This window comes from Spirosoma spitsbergense DSM 19989 (assembly GCF_000374085.1).
In the GTDB taxonomy this organism is placed as follows: Bacteria; Bacteroidota; Bacteroidia; order Cytophagales; family Spirosomataceae; genus Spirosoma; species Spirosoma spitsbergense.
In genome coordinates, this window is sequence record NZ_KB893388.1 from 73,980 (window position 1) to 96,802 (window position 22,823).

Here is a 22,823-nt window from a genome sequence, read left to right on the forward strand (position 1 = left end):
TATTGACACTAAACCAGCAACCATGAAATTTACAATTCAGGAAAGCGATAAAACCCAGTTACTGGATACCCTGAAAACGGCCAACCTGGCTTTTCAGGCAACTTATCCCGGCGACAAACCCAACCGGCAACCGGTACACACCGTGTACGGCGGAGCGAATCTGTTCAAGTCGGATACCTGCATTCGCATGGGCGAAATTGCGTTAAATAACCTCCAGACCTACGCGCCTAATTTCGGGGTGCTGGCCAATGTACTGCAACTACCCGGCTATGAACACCTGCCACCCGGTCTACAGGAAATTGCCGACCTCACAAATCGGCTGGATTCCCTGCCCGATACAGAGCGACGAAATGAACCGGCCTGGCTGGCCTATTCAGTTTACACTAAAATCAGGCAAAAACTCCAGACCGAAGCCGTTGAGGATTTTCGGATTGATTTTGAAGATGGCTTTGGTAACCGGCCCGACGATGAAGAGGATGCCACCGCTGTTCGGGCTGCGCTGGAAGTGGCCGAGGGCATGAAAAACAAAACCCTGTCGCCCTTTATCGGCATCCGCATCAAGCCCTTTACCGAAGATCTGAAATTTCGGGGCGTTCGTACGCTGGATCTGTTTCTATCGACGCTGCTCGACAAAACGGGGGGTGTTTTGCCCGATAACTTCGTGGTGATGCTGCCCAAGGTTACTATTCCCGAACAGGTTGTTACGATTGTCCGGCTGTTTGAACTGCTCGAAAAAGGCAATAACCTGGCCCCCGGCACGCTACGAATGGAAACGATGGTGGAGGCCACGCAGATTGTGATGGACGAGGAAGGACGTAACCCGCTCATGCGCATCATCAGGGCCAGCGAAGGCCGCTGCATTGCCGCCCATTTCGGCACCTACGACTATACGGCTTCCTGCGGCATTACAGCCAAATACCAGACGATGGGGCATCCGGTTTGTGATTTTGCCCATCACATGACCAAAGTAGCGCTGGGCGGTACCGGCATCTTTCTGTCGGACGGGGCAACGAATGTCATTCCCATTGGTCCGCACCGGGGCGATAACCTGACGTTTGAGCAACTGGCCGAAAACCGGGCGTCGGTCCATCATGCCTGGCGGCTTGGGTTTAATCACACTACCCACTCGCTCATCAATGGCTTTTATCAGGGTTGGGACCTTAACCCGGCCCAGTTGCCGATGCGGTATGCCGCCACCTATGCGTTTTTCCTGAGCAGTTACGAAGACGCGGTTTTTCGCCTGAAAACATTTGTAGAACGGGCCGCTATTTCCACACTCACAAACGATATTTTCGACGATGCCGCCACCGGACAGGGTCTGTTAAACTTCTTCCTGAAAGCCATGAACTGCGGAGCCATCTCGGAAGAAGAAGCACTGACCACCGGCCTGACGCTGGATGAAATTCGCAGCCGTTCGTTTTACCGGATTCTGGAAGGCCGACGCGCAAAATAAAACCGGCTGGCGCACAGGCGCCAACCGGTTTGGTGATAGTTCTGTTCCTCACCGCCTGCCGGAGCAGGGTAAGGTTAGCTACCGTTTGTAGCGGCTGGGGTGTTCCCGGCCAACGCCAAAACTGTAGCCCAGAGCCAGCGTAAAGGTTGAATTTTGCAGGGAATTACGAGCACCCCACAGGTTGGGGAGGTTATTCTGTACATTATTCAGACCCAGTGTATAGCGGGCATCGATCAGAAAGTGCTGCCGGCTGCCGGTGCCCCAGTTGAGTTGAAACCCTCCGGCGGCACCCAGGTCCAGATCACTAAAATCATTCGTGTTATCGCCATTGATAACGGGGCCTGTTCCCTGAAGATAATCGCCTTTGATTCGCTTGGCGTTCATTTTTATACCCAGCGACGGTCCGATAAAAATGTTGGGTCTGAAATTGCCGGATAAGGTCAGGAAATAGCGGGCCAGCACGGGAATTTCGAGGTAATTGACGCGCTGGATAAACTTCAGTCGACCATCGTTATAACTCGTACCTCGCTGTGAGTACAGTACATCGGCTGAGATGCCAAAATGGTTCAGGGAGCTATACATTAAGAAGGCGCCAGCCGATAGGCCGGGGGTAAAATTCATATTATCCGCATTACCCCAGTAATTAGACAAATTCAAGCCGACACGAGGGCCTGCACTAAAGCGTTGTTGGGCGTAAACGGTTGATAAGCAGGAGGAAATGAGGATAAATGAAAAGATGGTGGAGCGTACTAGAGTTGCGCGAAACATAGATGAATTAATAGTTGATATGCCGGGTTAACGCCCGATGTTCCGCAAATGTTATAAAGAAATTGTGGCGAAGCGATAAAAAAGAAGGGTTTATCAGGAAAGCAGCGGGTAGTCTCCAGAACGTGCAGGATACATGAACGTTGTTTTTTGGGGGGCAACCGGCGGTACTTTGGCGGGTTTTTGGGGAGCGAAATAGATAAAGTAAACGGCCACTGCCAGCATAAATAGAATGGCGGCTGTCGTGGTGGCAATCCAGAGGGGCCAAAGCCGTTTTTGCGTAGCCGATTCGTGGATGCGCTGGTGCAGGGCATCGCGTAGATCCGCCATTTGCTCGCTCATAGGGCCGGTTGCCAGACCAGTGGCGGTATGTTGCATTGCTTCCAGACCCGCCAGCGCATCGGCATAAAAAGGGTCTTCCAGCAGCAATCGCTCAACCCGGTGCCGGGCCGGACCTTTCAGCCTGCCTGCCTGGTAAGCCTGCAATTCATCGAACGTCAGTTGGTTATTCATAAACTTTCTTTACGCATGCAAATTTTCATATTTCGGCGGCCATTTTGCAAAAAACTTTTTACCTGTTTCAACCCGAACCCCGACAGGTCGGCTATTTCCGTGTACGTTTTTCGCTCCAGATAAAATAGCGTAAGGCAGGTTTGCTGCTCGGCAGGCAGTGTTTTCAGGCAGGTTTCCATAAGCGTCAGATCTGCCTCCTGGTCCAGCGGGTCGGTTTCATCGAATAAGAATGACGACACTGAGCCGTCTGCCAACTCCCCACTGGCATTGGTTACCAGTTGTGATTTGGGATGGGCCTGATTTTTTCGCAGTTGCATCAGGCAATAGTTACGGGCCACACTATGCAGCCAGGGACCAAACTGCTGCACGTCGTGTTTGCGCAAGTCGGTTATCAACTGCTCAAACAGATTCATAACGGCATCTTTTGCCTCCTCCTCATCGCGCAGGTAGTTGTAGCAAACGGCATAGATCAATTCCATGTGCTGTTCATACAACTCACCCAGAATAGCCAGATCGCCCGTAGCGCGATAGGCAGCCACATAATCGGCGGCATTGCTACGGGGTGGGGTAGGTCTGGATTTGCGAAACAGTGTCAAAAACATACAGGGAGCCGCTCAGTATACGTAATGGATGCAAAATGTAGCTTCATTCCATAAGATGCCGGGTTATTTACTCAACATTCCTCCGAAATATAACCGAACATCATCAACGCTTGTTATCTGTGGGTACTAACGCAACAACGGTATGAAACGAATCCTGTTTATTGGTAGTATGCTCAGTATCGGTTTGCTGGTAAGTGCATCGGGCCAGAGTAACCCGTCGCCAGCAACAAAACCGCCAACCTCCACACCGAAGAATACCAGGCAGATAGATCCGGCGCAGAAGAAGCTAAGCCAGCAGGAACGGCGTAGAAAAGAAGCAGCTATGGACACCACCAAGCCCGCAAACAGGAAAGGTCGCCGACTCCGGCCTGATTCACTACGCCGGGGTGGAGTCACCAAAGTCGACACCGTTTGATGCTCCACCTTCTCGATCCTTCTTTTCGTGGATTAGCCTTTAGAATGGGGCAGGAAGTACAGGGGAGGGAATGCAGGTATAAATAAAGAGCAGTGCCCGGCTACCGGCTTCGCGGGGCAAAAAAAAACCGTTCGCAGCGCGAACGGGATTTCCGGATTTATCTTTTCTTACCTTAATCTTCTGTGTTAGCTGAAGTTTATTGTCCGCTTTTGGGTTTCGGTCGTCAGGCTCACCTGCCTGATAATACTCCCTTCATCCGATTTGATTTCCAGTGTGTACAGGCCATCCTGTATGCCACTTACATCGAAAAGCATGGCCGTTTTGATTTCCTTTCTGGCAACACAGTGGCTGAATAGCACGTGTTTCTTTTCATCGAGCAGTTGCACATACACCAGGGTGGGAGCAACTTTCTCTACGGCTAATCTGATTTTACCCTGGTTGTTTACGTACACACTGGCATCGAACGATGCGGGCTTTTTGGGAGCTTCCGGATTGGCAAGCAGTGCGCTGACACTAAAAAGAAGTCCGCTTACTAAACTTTTGCTGCTGGCCAACAGGCTGGCCTGGCTGAGGAAATGAATCATGGCTTTATAGTTTATGTTGTTTACTGTTCTCCCTCTCTATGCCAAACTGTGTGCCATAATTATCAATTAATTGATAGTCAGTATTTTGATTAGGTTTAGGGTTTGGTTATTTGTACGGAATCGGACAAGTGGTGTTCGGTAATGAACGTTTTTTTTTGTTTTCGCACGTACTGGAAGAGGAGCCGGTGGCGGGGCTGGACTCATCGGGTACAGGGGGTCAAAAAAAGAGGTTACCCGAAACGGTAACCTCTTTTTTTGCAATCGTCAGTGAGAAAAAACAAGCGATTGATGGACGAAGCCGTCTTTTTACCGCATCACATTCCTCGGATCGGGCTTCATCACGATCTGGAATTCGTGGGGTGGCTGGGCCCCCATCAGGTTTTTAACGAAATAATCCCAGCGTCGGCGGGTCATGTACGGCGTATAGCTGCCAAAGCCGTGGGCTGCATTCGGGAAAATGACCAGGTCGTAATCCTTATTGGCTTTCTCCAGAGCCTCAATCACCAGCAGCGTATTGGATGGCGGTACGTTATTATCCATCATACCGTGGGCCAGCATCAGTTTTCCTTTCAGGTTTTTGGCGTAATTCTGATTGGCATGGGCTTCGTAGTCGGAGTTCGCGGTCAGGCCGTCGTACCGCTCGCCCCAGTCGTCCTCGTAGTTGCGATTGTCGTGATTACCCGATTCGGAAATGCCGACCTTAAAGAAATCGGGGTACCTGAACATGGCCGTTGCCGTAGCGAATCCGCCCCCGGAATGTCCCCAGATGCCCACCCGGCTCGTATCCATGTAGGCATACTGCTGCGCCAGTTGCCGGATGCCCGACACCTGATCCGGCAGCGTGTTCTCCGACATGTTGCCGTAGCTCATGTCGTGAAATTTTTTGGAACGCAGCGGGTTACTGGCTCCTTCGATTTCGACCACAATAAACCCCAGTTCGGCCAGCGACTGGTTATCTTTCCGGGCCGCCGAAAAGCCCCAGCTACCCACGCTGCCGCCCTGCGGACCCGGATAGATGTAGTCAATAACGGGGTATTTTTTGGTAGGGTCGAGGTTGGTAGGCGTGTACAGCAGTCCATAAATGTCCGTTTCTCCATCGTGCGCTTTTAGCTTAACGGGCGTTGGCGCATGCCAGCCAGTAGCCGTCAGTCGTGAAATATCGGCTTTCTCCAGCGTTAGTATGAGCTTGCCCGCTATGTTTCTCAATACACTCACGGGCGGGACAGTTGGCGTTGAATAGGTGTCTACAAAATAGGCACCGTCGGGTGAAAGGCTCACCTGGTGGTTTCCGGCTTCGGGCGTGAGCACTGCGAAGTTCTTTCCGTCAAATCCAATCTGGCAAAGCTGGGCGAAATAGGGGTTCTCCGGTTGACGCCCAACGGCCATGAAGAAGAGCATCCGCCTGGCTTCGTCTACTTTCAGCAGCCGGGTAACCACAAAGTCGCCCTTAGTAATCTGGTTTTTCACCTTGCCGGTGGCGGCATCATATAGATACAGATGGCCCCAGTTGTCGCGTTCCGAGAACCAGATAAACTCATTGGTTTTGGGCAGATACCGCCAGTTGATGGCCCCCCAGCCCGATTCGTACTGGGTGGGTACGATCTCCTCAAAGACTTCCCGCACCGCCCCCGTTCTGGCATCGGCAATACGTACTTTCTCCTGTTTATGGTCGCGGGAAGTAGACACAAATGCCAGTTGAGACCCATCTTCGGTCCAGTGTACATCATCAAATGTGCCGCTGCTGGAAATATCATCGCTCAGCGTAGCGCGGTGCGGGTCGGGGGGGATTTGCAATGTAATTACCTTCGGGTTATCGACCTCAATGATGACCCGCTGAATGGTAGGAATAACGGGATCGCCGGGGAAGGGGTATTTCCACTGTTTCAGCGTGGGCTTTCCCACATTGGTTGTCACAAGATACATATCGCTCACCTGCCGCTGGTCCTGCTTGAAGGTGGCAATCTTTTTGGAATCCGGCGACCAGGCCAGAATCGCCCGGTCGCTCGATTTCCAGCCCGCATTATCGGTAGCGTATCCAAAATCCTTGATGCCGTCGGTGGTTAGCTGGGTTTCTGCGCCGGTTTTCACATCCCGTACCCACAAATTATGGTCTTTGATGTAGGCCGCTCGTTTCTTATCAGGCGAGAGCACTTCATTACCACTTTCACCCCGGCCCGGCCGCTGCTCGTCGGAGCTGGTTATGGGCGGGTTGGTGGTGTCGGCGGTGAGTTGGTCGTTTTGCGGGGTATACCGCCAGGATTTGCCCCCGGCCTGAAAAACGATGGATTGATTATCGGGCGCAAAACTGATTCGCTGGAAGGGCAGGCGCGTCGCTTCGTAGGTTTTACCCGTCGCTTTCGACAGCGAAGCGGCCAGTTTTTGGGAGTCGAAAGCCGCCGTCTTCGTTCCTTTGGCGGGGTTGACCAGCATAAACTCACTACCGCTGGCTGTCATATTCCGGTACCAGAAACGGTTGTCGGGCAACCAGTTTGGGCGAACGGGTCCGTTGTCGATGAGTTGTTCGGCATTGGGGCCGAGGAACCGCTGGGCCTGTTCGTAATCTTTAGCCGTCAGCACCGGTTGCGGCTGTGCGTAGGCCGACACCAGCAGGGCAACGGGCAAAGCCGTCAATACAATTTTTAGCATAGTTGATGTACGTTAGGGGCAATGACTTGCTGTATTGGTAAGAAACCGTAAAAATAACGAAATATGAACCGGATGGCTGAACCACAAGCTGCCAAATCAGCGAATGCCGGGGCATTATTGGCCCTGATTTCCTTCATCCATTACTTCTTGAAGGCAAGGGCCTTTACGGGCTGAATCCGGTTGACAACGATGGTGGGTATCCAGAGTACCAGCGCAATCAACAACACGGTGGCTCCGTTCAGGGCCAGAATGGTAGGCCAGTCCCAGACGATGGGCACGTAACTCATGAAGTAGTTTTTAGGGTCGAGGGGAATCAGCCTGAACCGGTCCTGGAGGAAGCAGATCCCCAGCCCAACCACATTGCCAATCAATAAACCCCAGGTCACCATGTTCAGTCCCACGAAAACGAACATGCTCCGAATCAGTGAATTAGGACCACCCAGTGCTTTCAGCAACCCAATCATGGGAGTGCGTTCCATCATCAGTACGATCAGCACGGATACCATATTGAACGAAGCAACGAACGTAATCAGGCTGAGCAGGATAACCATGTTCCGGTCCAGAAGGACCATCCAATCGAAGAGCGGGCGGTACTGGTCCGTGACGCGGGTGAGCCGCATATCGGGCGCCAGCACATCGAACACACGGGCGGCTGTTTGCTCTACCTGCGCGAAGTCATTGACGAATATCTCGTAGCTCCCCACCGAATCGGGACCCCATTTATTGAGTCGCTGAATCAGCCGGATATCGCCCAGGGCTACGGTTTTATCCACTTCTTCCAGCCCCGTTTCGTAAATACCGACCACCGTCATCTTCCGGGCGCGGGGTGTATTGCCCAGAAAATACAGCGGGATACTTTCCCCCACTTTCACCTGTAACTGATTGGCCATGTACTGACTGAGCAACAGTTGGGTGGAGCCGTTTCCCGTATCGGCCCCCACCACCGGCACGGTGCCGGCCACCAGCGAGCCCCGAAACAGATTCCAGTCGTAGTCCTTTCCAACGCCTTTCAGCACCACGCCGGTCAGTTCCTCTTTCGTTTTCAGGATACCCGCTTTCTGGGCCACCGCCTGAATGTGCCGTACGCCGGGAATACGGGTGCTATCGCGGTACAGGGTGGTATTCAGGGGCAGGGCGGTGTCTTCGTACGACATGTTGTTGGTGAACTTGCTCACCTGCAAATGCGCACCGAACAGGAATATCTTTTGCTGAATGGTGTTTTTAAAGCCATACAATACGGCAAAGGCAACAATCAGCACGCCCAGACCGAGGGCAATGCTGGCGATGCCGATGCGGGTAACGGTGGCCGAAAAACTGCCCTCAGGCGCGTGGCGGACCTTTCGGGCCAGAAAAACAGGAACGTTCAACGTAGTTTGGTGTTTGTGGTTTGTCGTTTGCAGTGGCGTCGGCTACCATCAAGCGATAAACAAAATTTCAATTCGTAAAAGTAAGGCTTTATCGCAGTGCTTATTCTACGAATGATGCTTAGATTCTACTGTACAACGTCTTTTCTGCCTATTCCTTTGTGGTTGGAACGATAGAAAATACGGTAATTCTAACAGTAGGACAGCGATAGGAACGACTACCCACACAAAAAACGACCGTCTTTGGGAAAACCCGAAGACGGTCGTTTTTTGTGTATACCAGTACTGAACTACTGACAGATAATCTTCACCGTATGTGTCTGCTGTTGCTTGGTAGCCTGCAAAAACAGCATACCCGGCCCGGTTGATGGGTCCAGTTTAAACTGCTGCACTTCCTGGGCACTCGCCTGCTCAATGACCCGGCTCTCCAGCAACCGACCCCGCACATCCGTCAACCGCAGTTGCACTGGTTGTCCTTCGGCCCCTTTTATGAGCACCTGAACGGTTTCGTGGACGGGGTTTCCCAGTAGCTGAAGCGACAGGGTGGTGCCCGCTTCTTCGGCGGCTACGCGTGCCCGGCCGCAAGCCTGTTTGAGATCCCAGGTGTAGGTGACGACGTTGCCACTCTGGCGGGCCATGAGCGTGAAGGGCTGCACATCAGTAGCCGTACGGGAGTCCTTATCGACAAACTGGTTGGGGTTGGTGGTCCAGCCGGTAATGCCTGCAGCTGTGTACTCAATGGCAGTACCATTGCCCCCGACCGTGTTGAATCTAAAGGCACCCGTAGCACAGTTGTAGGTAGGTTCAATGAGGGTCAGGCCCGTTGTTGGATTCCTGGACTTAAAGGTGAGGGTAAGATTGCGGGAAACTGGCAGATTGGGATACAAAGGATTAACAACGGTTATCGTTATGGGAAAACTTCCTATCCTGTTGTCCTTTGATCCAAATATGTATAAACCATACGTATTTAGGTCGTCCAGCAATCGAAAGTTATAATAAATGCCCGGTGGTAAGTTAGTTACGGTTTTCGACCAGCGCTCAATCGGATTTGATTGATCAGTCGTTACCTCACCAACTTTATAATCAAAATACGTACTGACGAAAAAGGTTGTGTCAACACCAAACAACCGAATGTCATCTTTCTTACAAAACGCGCCAAAGTCAAATGAATAGCTGGTCGTTTTGCCGCTTTGAGTAGCCTGAATGGTGATAGGCTTCGGGTCATTGCGTAATCCCTGCTCAATAGTGCCGGTGTTGCTGGTGAGCGACGAACGGATTATACCCGGTGCCTGGTAGGTAATGGTCGAGCCATCGCCCCCGGTAGTGTTGAACGTAATGGCCCCTGTAGCGCAGTTATAAGTGGGAGCCGTGAGTGCCAGATTACCCGTTGTCGGCGGAGTTACACAGGCCCCGGATCGGTTGCTACAGAAACTGGCAAAGTCACCACCACCCGGTAAACCAGGATTAGAGGACATATCGATATAGGCTCCTTTTCCACATAAGTTGGCCAATTCCACTGGAAAACAATCGCTTAATTGATTCTTATCAATACGCAGGTTTTGAAGGCGCGTTAAGTTGCCGAAACTAGCTGGTATCGAGCTCGTTAGCTGGTTGTTGTACAGAAGTAAGAATTGTATATTCGGTAAATTGCCTAAGCTGGCCGGGATAGATCCGCTCAACTGGTTGTCATATAGATAGAGCGTAATGGCGTTTAGTAAATTACCTAAATTGGCGGGAATCGAGCCACTCAACTGATTCCTGGATAGATCGAAATAGTTTACTCTGGCTAAATTGCCTAACGTGACGGGAATTGGTCCGCTAAGTTGATTATTGGGCATGTCAAAAACTTGAAGTCCGGGTAAATTCCCTAAACTGGCAGGAAGCGTACCGGCTAATTTATTACTACCTAAGCTGAGTCCAGTCACCCGGTTATTACCATCACAGGTTACGCCAAACCAGTTGCAGGGGCTATCGCCCTGCAACCAATTCGTTTTGTTGGTCCATCCCGGCCCGTTGGTGGCGTTGTACAGCTCTACCAGGATTGCCCGGTCATTATTGGGTTGTACGGGGGGATTGGTCCCGATTGGGCAGGTGGCCCTCAAATCGAATCTATACGTCACCGTTACCCCACTCTGGGTGGCGGAGAGGGTAAGGGGCTGAGCATCGGCGGCCTGCCGAAGGCCCGCATCCACAAACTGATTGGGGTTGGTAGTTGGTCCGGTAATGCCGGGGGCGAAGTAGGTAATGGTCGAGCCATCGCCCCCGGTGGTGTTGAACGTAATGGCCCCGGTAGTGCAGTTATACGTGGGTGCGATGAGAGTAAGTGCCTGCGTATTCGCTCTGGCCGCCTGCTTACGAACCCAGATAACAGTGTTGGTGCTGTTGTCCGTCCTGCCAGGGAAGTCGGGTGAATTAGTTGTACCGGAAATAAAGTAAGTTCCGTCCGGGTTTACTATAACTTTCCGGGCATAATCGTCGCCACGTCCCCCGCCTTTTTCCTGCCAGTCGATATTCAGTTCTGAATTGAATTTGGTAATCCTATAATCCCGCCCATTTCCGGCATAGCTATCCACTACAATACAGCCCCCATCGGGCGTGGGTTTGATGGATGTTCGATAAGAAGCGTTTTCTGGATACGTATCCGCCAGTCGGGTTGCCTTAATGACATCGAGGTTACGGTTTAGTTTCAGCACGGTTAACCCTGATAAACCGGTGTACGTACCCGTAGCGACATAGCCATCTGCCGTGGAGGCAAAGTCGAAGAATGTAGCGGAAGGGCTTCCGATGCGCTGCCATACGATGGTACCCTGCTCATCGACCCTGAAATTGTAGATTACGCTGAAATTTTTATCCGTACTACCCGTAATGCTTTTGGCAGTCGTCGTACTGTGAACCAGATAACCTCCTTCACTGGCTACGCTTACTCCCGGCAGACCAGTCAAACTGGTACTACCATCACCAAGGTATCTTTTTACCCAGGTTGTATTGCCATCTTTATCGAGCTTTAGTAGTAAAATATTCGAGAAGTTATCCGGGTTTAGCATACTGGCAATGGATTGAATCCCCGAAACCAGAAATCCTCCGTCAGGCGTTGCAATCAACCCACTCGCGCCATATGTATAACTACGGCTTGTGGGTAAACCCTGCAAGTCGAGATATTTTCTATAAATTACAGTACCCGTTGGCCCTATACGTTCCAGCAGCATTGGATCACCGCCCAAACTTTCTAAAACCAGAAAACCGCCATCTGACATTGCCTGTAAGTAATAACCATTCACTGAGTTAGAGTAGAGCGGGGTAGTCCACTCAACCGTACCTTCTGCGCTAAGTTTTGTGATAGATGAAGTTGAAGCAGTAGACACGATGGTGCATCCTCCATCAGCAGACCGGACCAGGGAGACTGTGGGATCAGGTGCTGCATTCTGGTCAAGGATGCGCTGCCAGTTAACGGGTGGAATAGGGGACTGCGCCCGTGTATTCGTTATGAAGGCCAGCGTCAATGCTCCCATCAGGAGCAGGAGTCCGTAAAGACGAATGGGTAAATAGTACATCGTTTTCATAAAATTGGGTTGATTTATTGGATTGACTGAATCAGGGGAAATGTTGGGTTTATTGAACAGGTAAGCTACCCGGGGTAGCCACTCTAAAGAGAACCAGCACAATCAAGCCGGTAAACCTTGTGCCGATGTTGCTGGAACTGACTGTCGAAGGTTGTTACGGAAATGTACAGGCTATCCGACGGGTGACGGGAAGAATTGACCAGCCGTACTTCATTTCTGGTGCCATCAAATTCGAGAACACGCAGCCAGGTTTTACCCGAATCCCTGGTGTACATCAGCAGGCTCTTGTCGTTGGCCGATAGGCAGCTATAGGATATGGCCCAGATTTCGGTGCCCGTTGCCGTTTGTCGGCTCACCATGTTCATAATGGGACTGCGCCGGTAAGGGTCGGGTAAAACATACCGCTCAAACTGGCGACCTGCTTCGGTGCGAACCATGAAATTCGTCCCGCCCAGATAGTCACTGCCAAATAGAACCGCTTCGTCCGTTTCAGCCATTGACATGTAGCCCCCCGTTTGGTGGTGATATTGGTTGAGCAACCGCCAACCGCTGTTTGGCTCGGTAGATTGGTTGTCGAAATGGTTTAGTGCGCTATTGATCCACGCTTGTTTTTTGTTGTCGCCATCCGTCAGAAACAGGGCATTAAGCAGGGTACTGTACCGCACCAGATGAATGTGCTTGTTTACTCCCTGCCGTAACAGAAAATCAGCGGTGTGCCAGGTGATTCCTGCATCGGTGGAGTAATAGAGATAAGCCAGATTTTGCCACGCGCGGCCATGCCATATCGAACCGTATTCCCCAATCAGCAGCGTGCCGTCCGGCAACTCGGTCATGCCGTTGTTGAACAGGAAATAGCTTATCGGGGTCGAGAGCTGTAACACTACATCAAACGACTGCCCCTGGTCATCACTCCGGTGGATAGCCCCGTCGGAGCAAATGAAGAGGGTGTTCTGGCGATCGGTGAAAAACGACGTGACTGGCCTTTTGAACCTATGTACCAGAACGACGGACTGACTCTGATCATCGCTGCGGTAGAGCGCGTTGGGGTCAGAAAAACAGCAACCCCACAACAGGCCAGTGGGCGTCTCGATGCAGTATTTCCAGTCAACGGCAACGGGCTGGATCGATAAACCCGGTACAATCTGCTGGTCCGGCCAGTCGCTTTTGTCGGTAAGAATGTGGTACGGAGCATCCGTGAACTTTAAGTATTGGTCGTGGAATTGATACAGGTGAAGTCGGTGGATGACTTCCCACAGGGCGAAAGAGATCAGCTCCCGCTGCTTGCCAACCCGGCGGATAGCTTCCAGGAAATGCCACAGGTAAACTGGCCATTGAAGGCTGGGCTTTTTGAGCAAAGAAAAATAGCGTGATGAAACATCCATGGGTTTATGGGGGAGAATAGAAGGGGATGGGTTAAACAGACTGCATGGATTCCGTGCGGTTAGCGACCAGCGTGTACATGAGGAGGGGCTTATCGTGCCGGGCAACATGCTGCCGATGGTAATTGATTCGAACGTCGCCAAAGCCAAGCGCGTACAGGAAGTCGTCAAGCCGTTCGGGGGTGAGCTGCCCCCCTGTTTCTTCGAACGGATCTACAGCCGCCAGCGATTCCGAAGCCACGGGTGGCCCCGTAAACCGGTGGCGAATCTTACGCATTGTGGAAGTAGCCAGCCGCCCAAACAGACGATCGATGATTGGTGGACGGGTATTGTTCAGCATAGCAGTAATGACAATCGTTTCCCGGGTGATGCGTGCAGCCTGTTGAAGGGCTAAAAGCGGATTACTGACGTGTTGCAGGATACTGCCAAAGGTGGTGATGTCTACCGGTTTAACCAGATCCGGAATAGCGAATAGGGTTCCTCGAACTAACTCGGCCCGTGAGTTCAACAGCCTGTGGCTCAACCGGTAGGCATTGTTGATTTTACGAATTCGATTCCTTCGTTCGGAGATCAGGTCATTCGCTGCCTTGCCAGGGTGGGGAACGATAGCCAGGTCATCATTGGGCGAGAAATCATAACTGACCAGCGACGCTCCTTTCTTTTCCATATAGAAGGTAAGAAATCCGTTGGCTGTCCCCATATCCAGCACCCGTTTGTTGGTCACAATAATGTTTCCCAGGTACTCGTCAGGGGCATTCCGCAAGTCGATCTCACCCGGCATTTCGCCTAAGCCGGGTAAGTCGATAGTGTGGTAGAAGTGGTAATCATCGGGGGTAACTTTACGGCGAATGAGGTTGGACGGTTGAATGGCTGTCATACTTTTGTTCGTTTGGATAGGGAGCGGAAAGACTGCTTTGACCGGGGATGAGGACGAACGAACTGCTCCGAAACGGTTCACCAACCCGGTTTTGGTTATGTATCGGGCAAGGGATAAAAAGGTGAGTCAGAAAAAAAATATTTTTTCTGACTCACCTTTTCGAGGCTGTGCCTATCAATTAGCGACGGTAGAAAAAAAGGGGTTACGGAGTTGAGAATTATCTTCGTGGCTACACAATAGTCTTATGGCAACCCGACAACTACCCATTTACCCAACCGACCGGGACTTGTATGTTGCCCTCAGCCATCGGGAAGAGCGGGCGTATCAGTTTTTGTATGCTGAATCGTTCCCTGCCTTTCGGCACTGGATGTTGGCAAACAGCGGCTCAGAGATGGATGCCGAAGATGCCTTTCAGAAAGGGCTGCTTAGTTTTCTGCTCAACATCGAAACCGGCAAATACCAGTTTCAGGAGGAGACCCGCGTCACCACGGTCGTATTCGAGTATTGTAAACGGGTGTGGCTGACTGAGTTGAAGTCGGCCCGTTTCAGAACGAAAGTTGCCATGCCTGATGGATTCGATACCATCGATTCAACGGATGTTGCCACTGACCTGGAACGGCTGGACGTAGTAAATGCCGTGAGGCAGTCACTACAGCAACTCAAGGGCGATTGCAGACAGCTAATCGAGTGGTTTTACGTCGAGGAACTGTCATTACGGGATATTGCCCAGCGGCTTGGAATGAAAGAAACCTCCGTAAAATCGAAACGGTACGACTGCGCCGAAAAACTAAAAGCGTTTTACCAGCAAACCTCAATTCAGCGGGACTTATGAACTTGTCGGAAGAACAGTATGACATCATCGAAGCGTACCTGGCCAACGAATTATCGGCCAGCGACCGGGCTTCGTTTGAAGGCGACATACAAGCCGATGCCGAACTCAGCGCCGAGGTAGAGCGGCAGCGTACCCTCCGGCTGGGGCTGCGGGCCCTGGGCATCGAGCAGGCACTAGTCAGGGCGAAAGCGCATTATCAGGCCACGTCCTCATCGCAAGCGGCTTTATCTAGCAGGGAATCGCCAATAATACGGCCACTCGTTCGGTTGCTGAACACCTGGCAGTATTGGGTTGCGGCCGCGTCGATTGTGTTGTTGCTTGGTGTAGGGTATTATGCTTTCCAGCAGCAACTGGCACGGCGCGATGCGGTTGCCTATGCCGATAGTTTTGGTCCCGCGCCAACCGACCAGGTGATGAAAGGTTTTCCAACGGCTGCGTTCCCGTTGGCTGACCGCCCCCGGCTGCTCGACGCATTCAAAAACTATAAAGCCGGGAAATACGACCGGGTGATTGATCAGCTAAAAACACTGCCGGCTGATAAGCAGACGATTTACTACAAAAACTACTTTCTGGGATTAACCTATCTGGCCAACCGGCAACCCGCCGAAGCACTGCCGTTGTTGAACAGTGCACGGATAGCTCCTGCACTCGCGCTCCGGCAAAAAGCTACCTGGTTTATGGCATTGGCTTACGTCAAAAACGGGCAAAAAAATAAGGCTTTGCCCGTGCTGAAACAAATCAGTACCGACAAAGCCAATCCATTCAACGCCCTAGCGCGTCAGGTACTACAAAAAATTGACTAACCTATTGGTTGAAGAGTGCCTGTACTTCACTGGCCGTTAGTGCCCGCTTGTAGATTCGAATGTCGTCCAGCGCCCCCAGGAAATAGTTCGGTAAATCGCGCGATTGAGCCCCGAATTTCAGGTCACCACCGGGGCAGGTATCGAGCGTGTTTTTTGGTAAATCGTCCTTGGCGTACAACAGGGCATTGTCAAAGTACATCCGAACGGACGTACCACTGTATGTCATGACAACATGGTGCCACTTGCTCAAATCCGGTCGGCCGGGAAACGTAAATGTCTGCCAGCCAACACCCGGCTGGCAGTTGCTGTTTTGTTTGATGTCGGTGTTGATGATTATCCCACCCGGGTCGGCCGTGTTCGGTCTAATCAGGGAGCTATACAACTCGGCTGTACCGTCGCTGAAACGCGACTTGTTGTATATCTGCATGGTTCGGATGACCGACGTCGGTTTGATCCAGATACTGACCGATAAGGCACTGGGGTTCAGTATTGTATTGTCGGGCATGTAGAAATAGTCGGTAGAGCCATTCAGCAAAATAGCCGAGTTGGCTTTGCCCGTATGATCCGTCGTGAACGCAGGGCTGCCCACCAGTTTGACATGGTTGTTGTTGGCACTGGCATCCAGTAGTGATTGGTCGGTAAACGACACGGCGGCAACCAAATCCGTTGAGAGCGTGTCAACCTGCGTAATGAATGTCATGACATCGCCGTACCTGACCTCTCCCGAAGCCAGACGGGCGTAAACCCGGTAGTAATAGGTCTTGTTTGGCGTCAGATTGGCCAGGTTAACGGGTATATTGGCGTTCAGGGGTGGACCAGCAACCTTTGCAGTTGTTGCGTTGATGAGGTCCGGCAAACTATTCACCGATGAATAACAGATTCCATACTCCACCGCAGCCGGATTGCCCGTTTTATCAATCAGGAAGTTAACCGTGGCGGTTGAAACGCCCGGACTGGCCACACCGGTAACGATAGCAGGATACTGCCCCGTTGTAAACGATTGGGTTGGACTGCTGTAACCAGCCTGCCCTGAGGCATTGTTGGTAGCGTAGGCCCGAACGTAGTACAGCGTATTTTCTGTAAGGCCCGTTAGCGAGAAGGAAACGGGCGTGTTGAGCGCCACAGTCCCGGTCAGGTTTGCCACCTTGTCTTTGCCCACTTCTGGCTGTGGATTCGTTGAGGAGTAGCAAACGCCGTAGCTGGTAAGGGTGGCATTTCCAGTGCTGATAACCGACATCCGCAGTACGGCACTGGTTTGGGTCACATCACTCACGGGCTGCAACGCTACCGTGGGCGCTACTGCATCCGTCGCACTAACCGTTTGCTGAAGCGTCGTTCCAATATCACAGGTGTTTGTTAGTGTCGCTTTTACGGTGTACGTACCGGAGGTCGGGTACGTATAACTAACTGTCAGGCCAGTGGTGACGGTTGTACTGTTGTTGCCGAAATCCCACACTACCTGGTCGATGGTGCCGCTGCTGTTGGTAATGGCACAGTCGATTCTGCGTTGCTGGGTCTGTATACTGATTGTTCCCGAAGGCTGCGTACAGGCCCGCTTTGATTTTTTGCCGGGGAGTTCCCAGTTCTCACAACTCAGCAGTAGCGTCAGGCCAGTGCCGGTTAAAATAAAATAGAGTAAACAGGTTCGCAGATGATTCATGGGGGCGAAAAGATTGAGTGGATGCCTAAAACGTGTAGCTAACGGCCAGACCCCAGGATTGAGACGAGGGTTTCCAGCGCAGTGCATTGACCGGCGATTTAGGCTTCGGCTGGTGAATGAGTAAGTAAATCTCGGCTACAACCGCTACGGCTGCCACGCCCACGCAGGCTTTGAACAACCCGTTTTTTTGCTGGGCCGCTTCCGCAGCCGCATAGGCATCGGCATACTGACGATAACCAGCGGGGTTGTCGATGATGCCGGTATTGTTAGGGTCAACGGTCTGGCTAATCTGGCTCAAAGCGCCCAGTTTAGATTGGTAGTTGTTTCGCAGCAGCAACCCGTAGACACTCGCCCCAACAGCTACTGCGCCGGTAAAAAGCTTAAGGCCAGCGTGGTTGGCTGGTTTTTGTACGGAGACGGGTGCTTTTGGCTTCAGGTTTTCCTCGGCGTTGTGAATTTGAAGCCGCAGGGTTTCCTGCCTGGTCGTGTACTTGAGGGCTTCGGTGTACCGGTCTTTCGCTTCGGCCCATTTCTGCTGCGCGTACAACTGATTTCCTTCACGTTCATAGTACTCCGCCAGCCGCGCTTTGGTGCGCACATCATCAGAATTGAAAGCCAGTAACTCACCATAAAGACGGAGAACTTCCTGATTGTTACCCTGTTGCCGGGCTTCTTCTACCTGCTGGTTCAGTATCAGGCCGGTGATACTTTTTTCAATTTTGCCTTCAGCGTACGCATCGTTCTCGAAACCCGGTACTTCAAGGCAGTTTTGGTATTGCTGACGGGCTTTAAAGTAGTCGCCGGTTTTGAAAAACTCATCGCCCTGCTTTTTATAACGCTCATATTCTTCATCAACCACGGTAGTTGACACAGGCGTCTGGGCCATTAATGACCGCAGCGGAAAGGTTGTTACAATAAGAAAAAACAGAAAGGTTGAGTAGGGTAGTAGTTTATGCATGTAGAGAACCTATTGGGATTGATTGGTGCAGAGTTTTATTTGTTTTTGGACTTCTTTGGTGTCTTCGGCTGCCTGAGCCACCAGATACCAGTCTTTGGCCCCATCGTACGTGGCCCGGCCGTAGTAACTATCCCCTTTTTTCAGCGCGTACGTATAAGCATCGTTGGCTTTGCTGGTGTTGAGGTCGTGCTGTTTGGCCAGTTTCTCTGCCTCATTGAATGCCGAGATGGCTTTTGCTTTGTTGTTGCCGCGAGAGATGGCTTTCATGCCCTCTTCCATCAGCTGGTCATATACTTGCTGCGCTTCTTTCCTGGCGGCTTCGGCAACGGCCTTCGGGTCTGGTTCGGCTGCTTTTGCTGGTTCTGCTTTCAGTGGGTCAGGCACAACCGTATTGGGTGTTTCGGTTGGCAGGTCTGATTTCGGAACGGTTTGACCCGATTTTTGCCGGGCTTCGGTTGCGGTATTTTGAAGGGAGACTACATCCCGACGGGTTGGGTCGAGTAACAACGCACTTTTTGTTAGCACCAGCGCCTGTTCGTAGTTTTTTTGCCGGTAGGCCTGCTGCGCTTTTTTTAGTGCCGCATCGATCCGCTTGTTCAGCACGGCCCTGGCATCTGTCGATGCGGGTGGTAACGGCTCTGGCACAGCGGTTATGCCTGCTTCTTTGACAGGGGCAGCAGTAACTGACGCAAAAGCAGTTGCCGATGAATCGGTTGTTGGTTGGATATCAGTTGCAGGGGACGGGGTGCCATTCAGTGCCGTGTATAATACCGCCAGTCCGGCCAAAACGGCTACTCCCGGAGCTACAATCCGCCACGGGAATGGCCGGGACACGGCAGTGATGGAGGGGGCTAAGGAACGGACATCAGTCGGTTCGGTTGGCACCACTACGCTGGGTGTAGTATGGGCAGGTGTAACGGGAGTGGGCTGTTCGATGCCTTGTTTGGGAGCGGTCGGCCGGGGCGTATCCACGTACATATCCGTTTCTGCTACCCCATAGATGTCCGTTTCTTCGGATTGCGAAGGTCGTGGCAGAAGCTGACCAAGGCATCGGGCTTTACCGTCAAGAGCCAGTTTGTTGGCAGGGGCTAGCCGCAGTACCTCATCAAATTGCTTTTCTGCCTGCCTGGGTTGCTGACGTTCGAGTAACGAATCGGCCTGTCGTAACAGCACCGCTATCCACTGCTTTTCGATGGCTGCTTTGCACTGGTCAATACCCTGCTGCGCCCTGGGCTGGTTTTCCCGTTTGGCGAGTACCTGCTCGTATACGCCGAGTGCTTCATCGTACTGCCCCCGCTCAAACAGGGTTCCTGCCTCGGCTAATAACGTGTCAATCTGGTCCAGCAAATCAAGCAATTCGTCTTCCTTCCGAACCCGCTCGCGTATATCGCGAACCAGACACCGCCGAATGATGCTACGGTATGGCTCGGCAATTTGCGCAAGGCTGTCAGGTAATTCGACGGTTACTATTTTCTTTTCAATTTCCCGCCGGACCGATTGTTCACTGCTGTTACGCTGGTCGACCCGGAACGGTTTTTCTCCGGTCATGATCTCGAATAGGATGACGCCGAATGCCCACAGGTCGAGATTGAAACTGACTTTGCTGCCTTCTATCTGCTCGGGTGCTTTGTAGGATGGCGTACCGCGTCCGTCACTCAAGTCGAAATCAGACCCGTCGAATTCCTCATCACTAACCAGTTTGCTCAACCCGAAATCGGCGATTTTAGGAATAAAGCATCCGGTACTGTCGCGGGAAATGAGGATGTTGGCCGGTTTAAAATCACGATGGACAATGTGGTGTTGATGCAGGTGACGAAGGCCCATCAAAATGCCTTTTGTCAGATCGTAAATCTGAGCGGGGGTCAGGTTCACATGGCGGAGGAGGTCGGCCAGATTGCCATCCGGGTAGTACTTCATGATGGCGAAGTCGCTGACGCTGGTATCCGTTTCTAACCGGTAGCAGGCATCGTACCGGGCAATGTTGCTGTGACGCGGAACGCGTTGTGCCAGTTCTACTTCTGCCTTCAGCGACTTGCTGTCGTTTCCTTTAAATTCACTGATTTTTACGGCAACCCATTCTGTATCGATCTGGTCTTCTACTTTGATTACGCGTCCGTACGATCCACTGCCCAGCATAGCTCCTGCATCGTTGGGGCGAATCGGGTAGCGCCGTCTGAACGCTGAAAACGAAGTAAACGCTTGTGTCATACTGGGTGGATTTGCTACATATTTTGCCTTTATCAAAGATACGCTAAAGGGAGATTATCTGAAAATCGGCCGTAGAAAATCGGCGTCTGTCTCCCCATCGTTCGCTTCGTTACCCGGGGCGATACGTATTGGTGTAACTCTTTTATCGTCACGACGCCATCCCCGTTGAGGTCGCCCTGACCACCGAGTCCCCTGAGCAGGTAATACGTAAACGCCCCGCCCGCCAGCCGACCATCTTCAACGGCAAACTGTGTCGACCGACTGGCCAGTATCATCGCTACGTTTGTGTCCTTCGTTCGGGGTTTTATCGCAGACGGAATCGACTTTTGACGGGTCAGGCCACCCGACAGGCAGGCATCGGCAATGCACAGCTTTGTTATTGCCTTGGCGTCGTGAAAACCTGCCTTGATAAGGCCATACGTGAGTATTCGAGTCAGTTGGCCGGGTTTGGCATCGTACGGAACGAATCCGTTGGGCAGGCCATGGCCCGAAAAATAAAGAATGACCCGGTCGCTGGTACCTGCCCGCCGGAAAAGCGTCAGGGCCTGGTTAATGGCGGTTAAGGTTGCCTGCTTGTTTGTCAGCAGCCGTATGTGCGATTCGGGGACACTGCCGCCCGACTTACTGCGCAGGAAGGCGGCTACCTGCCGGGCGTCGCGATCCGAAAAGCGTAAGTCGCCCGTGCGGTAGGTTAGAGCCTGATAGTCGGCAATGCCAACGACAACGGCGTAGGTTTGGCTGCGAGAGGAGGGTTGTGCGGCTCCCGTAATGAGCATCAGACCAAGTAAAACGTTAACTAGCATAACGGGGGGTGGCATGTACAAGTGAGGCCGGTTCGGTAACCGACACGTGGCTGACTCCAACAAGATGACCGGAGTAATTGTCTTTTGTTTTGTGGTGGCATAAGGTAAGCAGGGCGTCCACTTTTTCCGCATCAGACAATCGCTGATTCAGCAGGTCTTCAAGCGTATGGTTATCAATTTGCTCCTGAACGCCGTCCGTACAAATGAAAAAATAATCGCCGGGTTGAATGTCGGTCAGGCAGATACACTCAGCGGTAGCCCGGTTGAGGGCTTTGTCCGTATCACCAGCGCTGGCAGTTACGGCGCGGCTGAGCCGGTTGCGCCAGGGGTGCGTTGCGGCCTGGGCTGCGGTGATGATGCCAGCCTCCACCATGTCGTTAACCTGCCGGTGATCGCTCGTCTGGAAAATAACCTTGCCGGCCCGAATCTGATACACCCGACTGTCGCCAAGGTGCGCTACCGTCGCTCCCTGTTCATGAAACTGCAGGAGCGCCAGCGTTGACCCCATGCGGTTGACCAACGGATGCCGATTCAGGAAATCCAGGTAAGCCCTGTAGGCAATGTCAAGGGCTGAACGCAGGTGGACTGAATCGAGAATGGGTGACCCCATAGACTCGATGTAGCCCGCTACCGCATCACAAAGCAACTGGCTGGCTACCTCCCCTTTGTCGGCTCCGCCCATGCCATCACAAATAATAAACAGGGGTGTTTTCCCTCCGGTCCCGATCGCCGGGAACAGGGTATCCTGATTGACTGTCCGCTGGCCGATGTGTGAAAAAGAAACAGGCATTGTAAGGCAAATCTGCATAACTTACTGGGTTCGGTCAGGGTTGAAATCCATCGTAACTTTGTACGTCTCAAGCATGAGTGGGGGGATGGTGTAATGCGAAAGGCGGAAGCGGTCAATACCGCCCAGGGTTATTTCCTGATTGTTACCAACGTCAAGGCACTCGGTTTTTAGTAAAGGAATACCGTTGAGCAGAGTACCGTTCAGGCTGTATTTCGTGGCTTGACCGGCCTCTTCGGTTGCCCCATCACATAGTTGATACCGCAGTTGGCCCGTCCATTTATCGAACACGACGGTCAGCGTACAATGTCGGCGGCTGATGTAGCACCGGCCATCGTGTACCAATCGACCCACCTGCACCGTACAGGAGTCCGCCGTACCAATCACATTCGGGCCAAACTGGAGCAGGTACACCGTTTCGGGGTCGTCAATGTTCATCAAATGGCCAAAAGAAGGCAGTCCCCTGACAATGTTTTCGTCGTAGTGATAGGCTGGCTGTAAGGGGTTTATGGCTCCGCAACCCACGTGTGAGCAGGTGATGGAACCCCGCTCAATATCCGTCGTACGAACCATAATCTTACGACCGCACTGCTGGCAATTTAGTAGCTTCATCC

The 22,823-nt window shown here is 52.2% G+C and carries 19 protein-coding genes; 4 read left to right on the forward strand and 15 right to left on the reverse strand.

Features of this window, described 5'->3' with window-relative positions; all coding sequences use genetic code 11:
- Positions 1 to 22 precede the first annotated feature (22 nt).
- The gene (locus B157_RS0101255; protein ID WP_020601558.1) at positions 23 to 1,453 is read left to right on the forward strand and encodes a DUF6986 family protein; all 1,431 of its coding nucleotides are present in this window, start codon (positions 23 to 25) and stop codon (positions 1,451 to 1,453) included.
- Positions 1,454 to 1,531: 78 nt separating this feature from the next.
- Here B157_RS0101255 and B157_RS0101260 read toward each other — a convergent pair whose 3' ends face one another.
- The 3 genes from B157_RS0101260 to B157_RS0101270 form a co-directional block, all read right to left on the reverse strand.
- Complete coding sequence (locus tag B157_RS0101260) at positions 1,532 to 2,221, reverse strand: porin family protein (RefSeq protein ID WP_026308401.1); 690 nt, start codon at positions 2,219 to 2,221, stop codon at positions 1,532 to 1,534.
- 93 nt (positions 2,222 to 2,314) lie between these two features.
- On the reverse strand, positions 2,315 to 2,731 hold the full coding sequence (locus tag B157_RS0101265; RefSeq protein ID WP_020601560.1) for a hypothetical protein: 417 nt from the start codon (positions 2,729 to 2,731) through the stop codon (positions 2,315 to 2,317).
- Entirely contained in the window at positions 2,728 to 3,333 is a 606-nt protein-coding gene (locus B157_RS0101270; protein WP_020601561.1) for an RNA polymerase sigma factor, read from the reverse strand. The genes B157_RS0101265 and B157_RS0101270 overlap by 4 nt, the downstream gene beginning before the upstream one ends.
- Positions 3,334 to 3,475: 142 nt before the next feature.
- Here B157_RS0101270 and B157_RS0101275 point away from each other — a divergent pair, with 142 nt between their 5' ends.
- Positions 3,476 to 3,748, forward strand: a complete 273-nt coding sequence (locus tag B157_RS0101275; RefSeq protein ID WP_020601562.1) for a hypothetical protein — start codon at positions 3,476 to 3,478, stop codon at positions 3,746 to 3,748.
- Positions 3,749 to 3,933: 185 nt separating this feature from the next.
- On the opposite strand, the gene B157_RS0101280 is transcribed toward B157_RS0101275, so the two are convergent.
- From B157_RS0101280 to B157_RS0101305, 6 genes are all read right to left on the reverse strand, one after another.
- Positions 3,934 to 4,332 carry a hypothetical protein gene (locus B157_RS0101280; protein WP_020601563.1) on the reverse strand — a complete coding sequence of 133 codons (399 nt, stop codon included), beginning with the start codon at positions 4,330 to 4,332 and terminating at the stop codon, positions 3,934 to 3,936.
- 306 nt (positions 4,333 to 4,638) lie between these two features.
- Positions 4,639 to 6,978: a S9 family peptidase gene (locus B157_RS0101285; protein ID WP_020601564.1), complete on the reverse strand. Its 2,340-nt coding sequence runs from the start codon at positions 6,976 to 6,978 to the stop codon at positions 4,639 to 4,641.
- A 140-nt stretch (positions 6,979 to 7,118) separates the two neighbouring features.
- Positions 7,119 to 8,345 carry an ABC transporter permease gene (locus tag B157_RS0101290; RefSeq protein WP_020601565.1) on the reverse strand — a complete coding sequence of 409 codons (1,227 nt, stop codon included), beginning with the start codon at positions 8,343 to 8,345 and terminating at the stop codon, positions 7,119 to 7,121.
- Between the two features lie 287 nt (positions 8,346 to 8,632).
- A complete protein-coding gene (locus B157_RS39535; RefSeq protein ID WP_020601566.1) occupies positions 8,633 to 11,902 on the reverse strand; it encodes a T9SS type A sorting domain-containing protein in 3,270 nt (1,089 codons plus the stop codon).
- Positions 11,903 to 11,985: 83 nt separating this feature from the next.
- Positions 11,986 to 13,284 carry a sialidase family protein gene (locus B157_RS0101300; RefSeq protein WP_020601567.1) on the reverse strand — a complete coding sequence of 433 codons (1,299 nt, stop codon included), beginning with the start codon at positions 13,282 to 13,284 and terminating at the stop codon, positions 11,986 to 11,988.
- 31 nt (positions 13,285 to 13,315) lie between these two features.
- Entirely contained in the window at positions 13,316 to 14,158 is an 843-nt protein-coding gene (locus B157_RS0101305) for a class I SAM-dependent methyltransferase (protein ID WP_020601568.1), read from the reverse strand.
- A 244-nt stretch (positions 14,159 to 14,402) separates the two neighbouring features.
- Between B157_RS0101305 and B157_RS0101310 the strand changes: the two genes are divergently transcribed.
- Together B157_RS0101310 and B157_RS0101315 are read left to right on the forward strand one after the other, a co-directional pair.
- Positions 14,403 to 14,990, forward strand: a complete 588-nt coding sequence (locus B157_RS0101310; protein WP_020601569.1) for an RNA polymerase sigma factor — start codon at positions 14,403 to 14,405, stop codon at positions 14,988 to 14,990.
- Positions 14,987 to 15,793 carry a hypothetical protein gene (locus B157_RS0101315; protein WP_020601570.1) on the forward strand — a complete coding sequence of 269 codons (807 nt, stop codon included), beginning with the start codon at positions 14,987 to 14,989 and terminating at the stop codon, positions 15,791 to 15,793. The genes B157_RS0101310 and B157_RS0101315 overlap by 4 nt, the downstream gene beginning before the upstream one ends.
- A 1-nt stretch (position 15,794) precedes the next feature.
- Here B157_RS0101315 and B157_RS0101320 read toward each other — a convergent pair whose 3' ends face one another.
- Genes B157_RS0101320 through B157_RS0101345 form a run of 6 tightly spaced genes read right to left on the reverse strand, consistent with a single transcriptional unit; the run spans position 15,795 to position 22,821 of the window.
- The gene (locus B157_RS0101320; protein WP_020601571.1) at positions 15,795 to 17,453 is read right to left on the reverse strand and encodes a LamG-like jellyroll fold domain-containing protein; all 1,659 of its coding nucleotides are present in this window, start codon (positions 17,451 to 17,453) and stop codon (positions 15,795 to 15,797) included.
- 25 nt (positions 17,454 to 17,478) lie between these two features.
- Positions 17,479 to 18,411 carry a tetratricopeptide repeat protein gene (locus B157_RS0101325; protein WP_020601572.1) on the reverse strand — a complete coding sequence of 311 codons (933 nt, stop codon included), beginning with the start codon at positions 18,409 to 18,411 and terminating at the stop codon, positions 17,479 to 17,481.
- Positions 18,412 to 18,420: 9 nt separating this feature from the next.
- On the reverse strand, positions 18,421 to 20,619 hold the full coding sequence (locus tag B157_RS0101330; RefSeq protein WP_020601573.1) for a serine/threonine-protein kinase: 2,199 nt from the start codon (positions 20,617 to 20,619) through the stop codon (positions 18,421 to 18,423).
- A gap of 32 nt (positions 20,620 to 20,651) precedes the next feature.
- Positions 20,652 to 21,422 carry a caspase family protein gene (locus B157_RS0101335; protein WP_020601574.1) on the reverse strand — a complete coding sequence of 257 codons (771 nt, stop codon included), beginning with the start codon at positions 21,420 to 21,422 and terminating at the stop codon, positions 20,652 to 20,654.
- Complete coding sequence (locus tag B157_RS0101340) at positions 21,412 to 22,212, reverse strand: PP2C family protein-serine/threonine phosphatase (protein ID WP_020601575.1); 801 nt, start codon at positions 22,210 to 22,212, stop codon at positions 21,412 to 21,414. Before B157_RS0101340 ends, B157_RS0101335 begins: the two co-directional genes overlap by 11 nt.
- 21 nt (positions 22,213 to 22,233) lie before the next feature.
- The gene (locus B157_RS0101345) at positions 22,234 to 22,821 is read right to left on the reverse strand and encodes an FHA domain-containing protein (protein WP_245565003.1); all 588 of its coding nucleotides are present in this window, start codon (positions 22,819 to 22,821) and stop codon (positions 22,234 to 22,236) included.
- Positions 22,822 to 22,823: the final 2 nt, after the last annotated feature.

Excerpts from the sequence above, each read along its gene's own strand:
- B157_RS0101255 (WP_020601558.1), top strand. The coding sequence starts at position 23 with ATGAAATTTACAATTCAGGAAAGCGATAAAACCCAGTTACTGGATACC.
- B157_RS0101270 (WP_020601561.1), bottom strand. The coding sequence starts at position 3,333 with ATGTTTTTGACACTGTTTCGCAAATCCAGACCTACCCCACCCCGTAGC.
- B157_RS39535 (WP_020601566.1), bottom strand. The coding sequence starts at position 11,902 with ATGAAAACGATGTACTATTTACCCATTCGTCTTTACGGACTCCTGCTC.
- B157_RS0101275 (WP_020601562.1), top strand. The coding sequence starts at position 3,476 with ATGAAACGAATCCTGTTTATTGGTAGTATGCTCAGTATCGGTTTGCTG.
- B157_RS0101260 (WP_026308401.1), bottom strand. The coding sequence starts at position 2,221 with ATGTTTCGCGCAACTCTAGTACGCTCCACCATCTTTTCATTTATCCTC.
- B157_RS0101285 (WP_020601564.1), bottom strand. The coding sequence starts at position 6,978 with ATGCTAAAAATTGTATTGACGGCTTTGCCCGTTGCCCTGCTGGTGTCG.
- B157_RS0101325 (WP_020601572.1), bottom strand. The coding sequence starts at position 18,411 with ATGCATAAACTACTACCCTACTCAACCTTTCTGTTTTTTCTTATTGTA.
- B157_RS0101265 (WP_020601560.1), bottom strand. The coding sequence starts at position 2,731 with ATGAATAACCAACTGACGTTCGATGAATTGCAGGCTTACCAGGCAGGC.
- B157_RS0101345 (WP_245565003.1), bottom strand. The coding sequence starts at position 22,821 with ATGAAGCTACTAAATTGCCAGCAGTGCGGTCGTAAGATTATGGTTCGT.
- B157_RS0101280 (WP_020601563.1), bottom strand. The coding sequence starts at position 4,332 with ATGATTCATTTCCTCAGCCAGGCCAGCCTGTTGGCCAGCAGCAAAAGT.
- B157_RS0101335 (WP_020601574.1), bottom strand. The coding sequence starts at position 21,422 with ATGCTAGTTAACGTTTTACTTGGTCTGATGCTCATTACGGGAGCCGCA.
- B157_RS0101310 (WP_020601569.1), top strand. The coding sequence starts at position 14,403 with ATGGCAACCCGACAACTACCCATTTACCCAACCGACCGGGACTTGTAT.
- B157_RS0101305 (WP_020601568.1), bottom strand. The coding sequence starts at position 14,158 with ATGACAGCCATTCAACCGTCCAACCTCATTCGCCGTAAAGTTACCCCC.
- B157_RS0101340 (WP_020601575.1), bottom strand. The coding sequence starts at position 22,212 with ATGCCTGTTTCTTTTTCACACATCGGCCAGCGGACAGTCAATCAGGAT.
- B157_RS0101300 (WP_020601567.1), bottom strand. The coding sequence starts at position 13,284 with ATGGATGTTTCATCACGCTATTTTTCTTTGCTCAAAAAGCCCAGCCTT.
- B157_RS0101320 (WP_020601571.1), bottom strand. The coding sequence starts at position 17,453 with ATGAATCATCTGCGAACCTGTTTACTCTATTTTATTTTAACCGGCACT.
- B157_RS0101330 (WP_020601573.1), bottom strand. The coding sequence starts at position 20,619 with ATGACACAAGCGTTTACTTCGTTTTCAGCGTTCAGACGGCGCTACCCG.
- B157_RS0101315 (WP_020601570.1), top strand. The coding sequence starts at position 14,987 with ATGAACTTGTCGGAAGAACAGTATGACATCATCGAAGCGTACCTGGCC.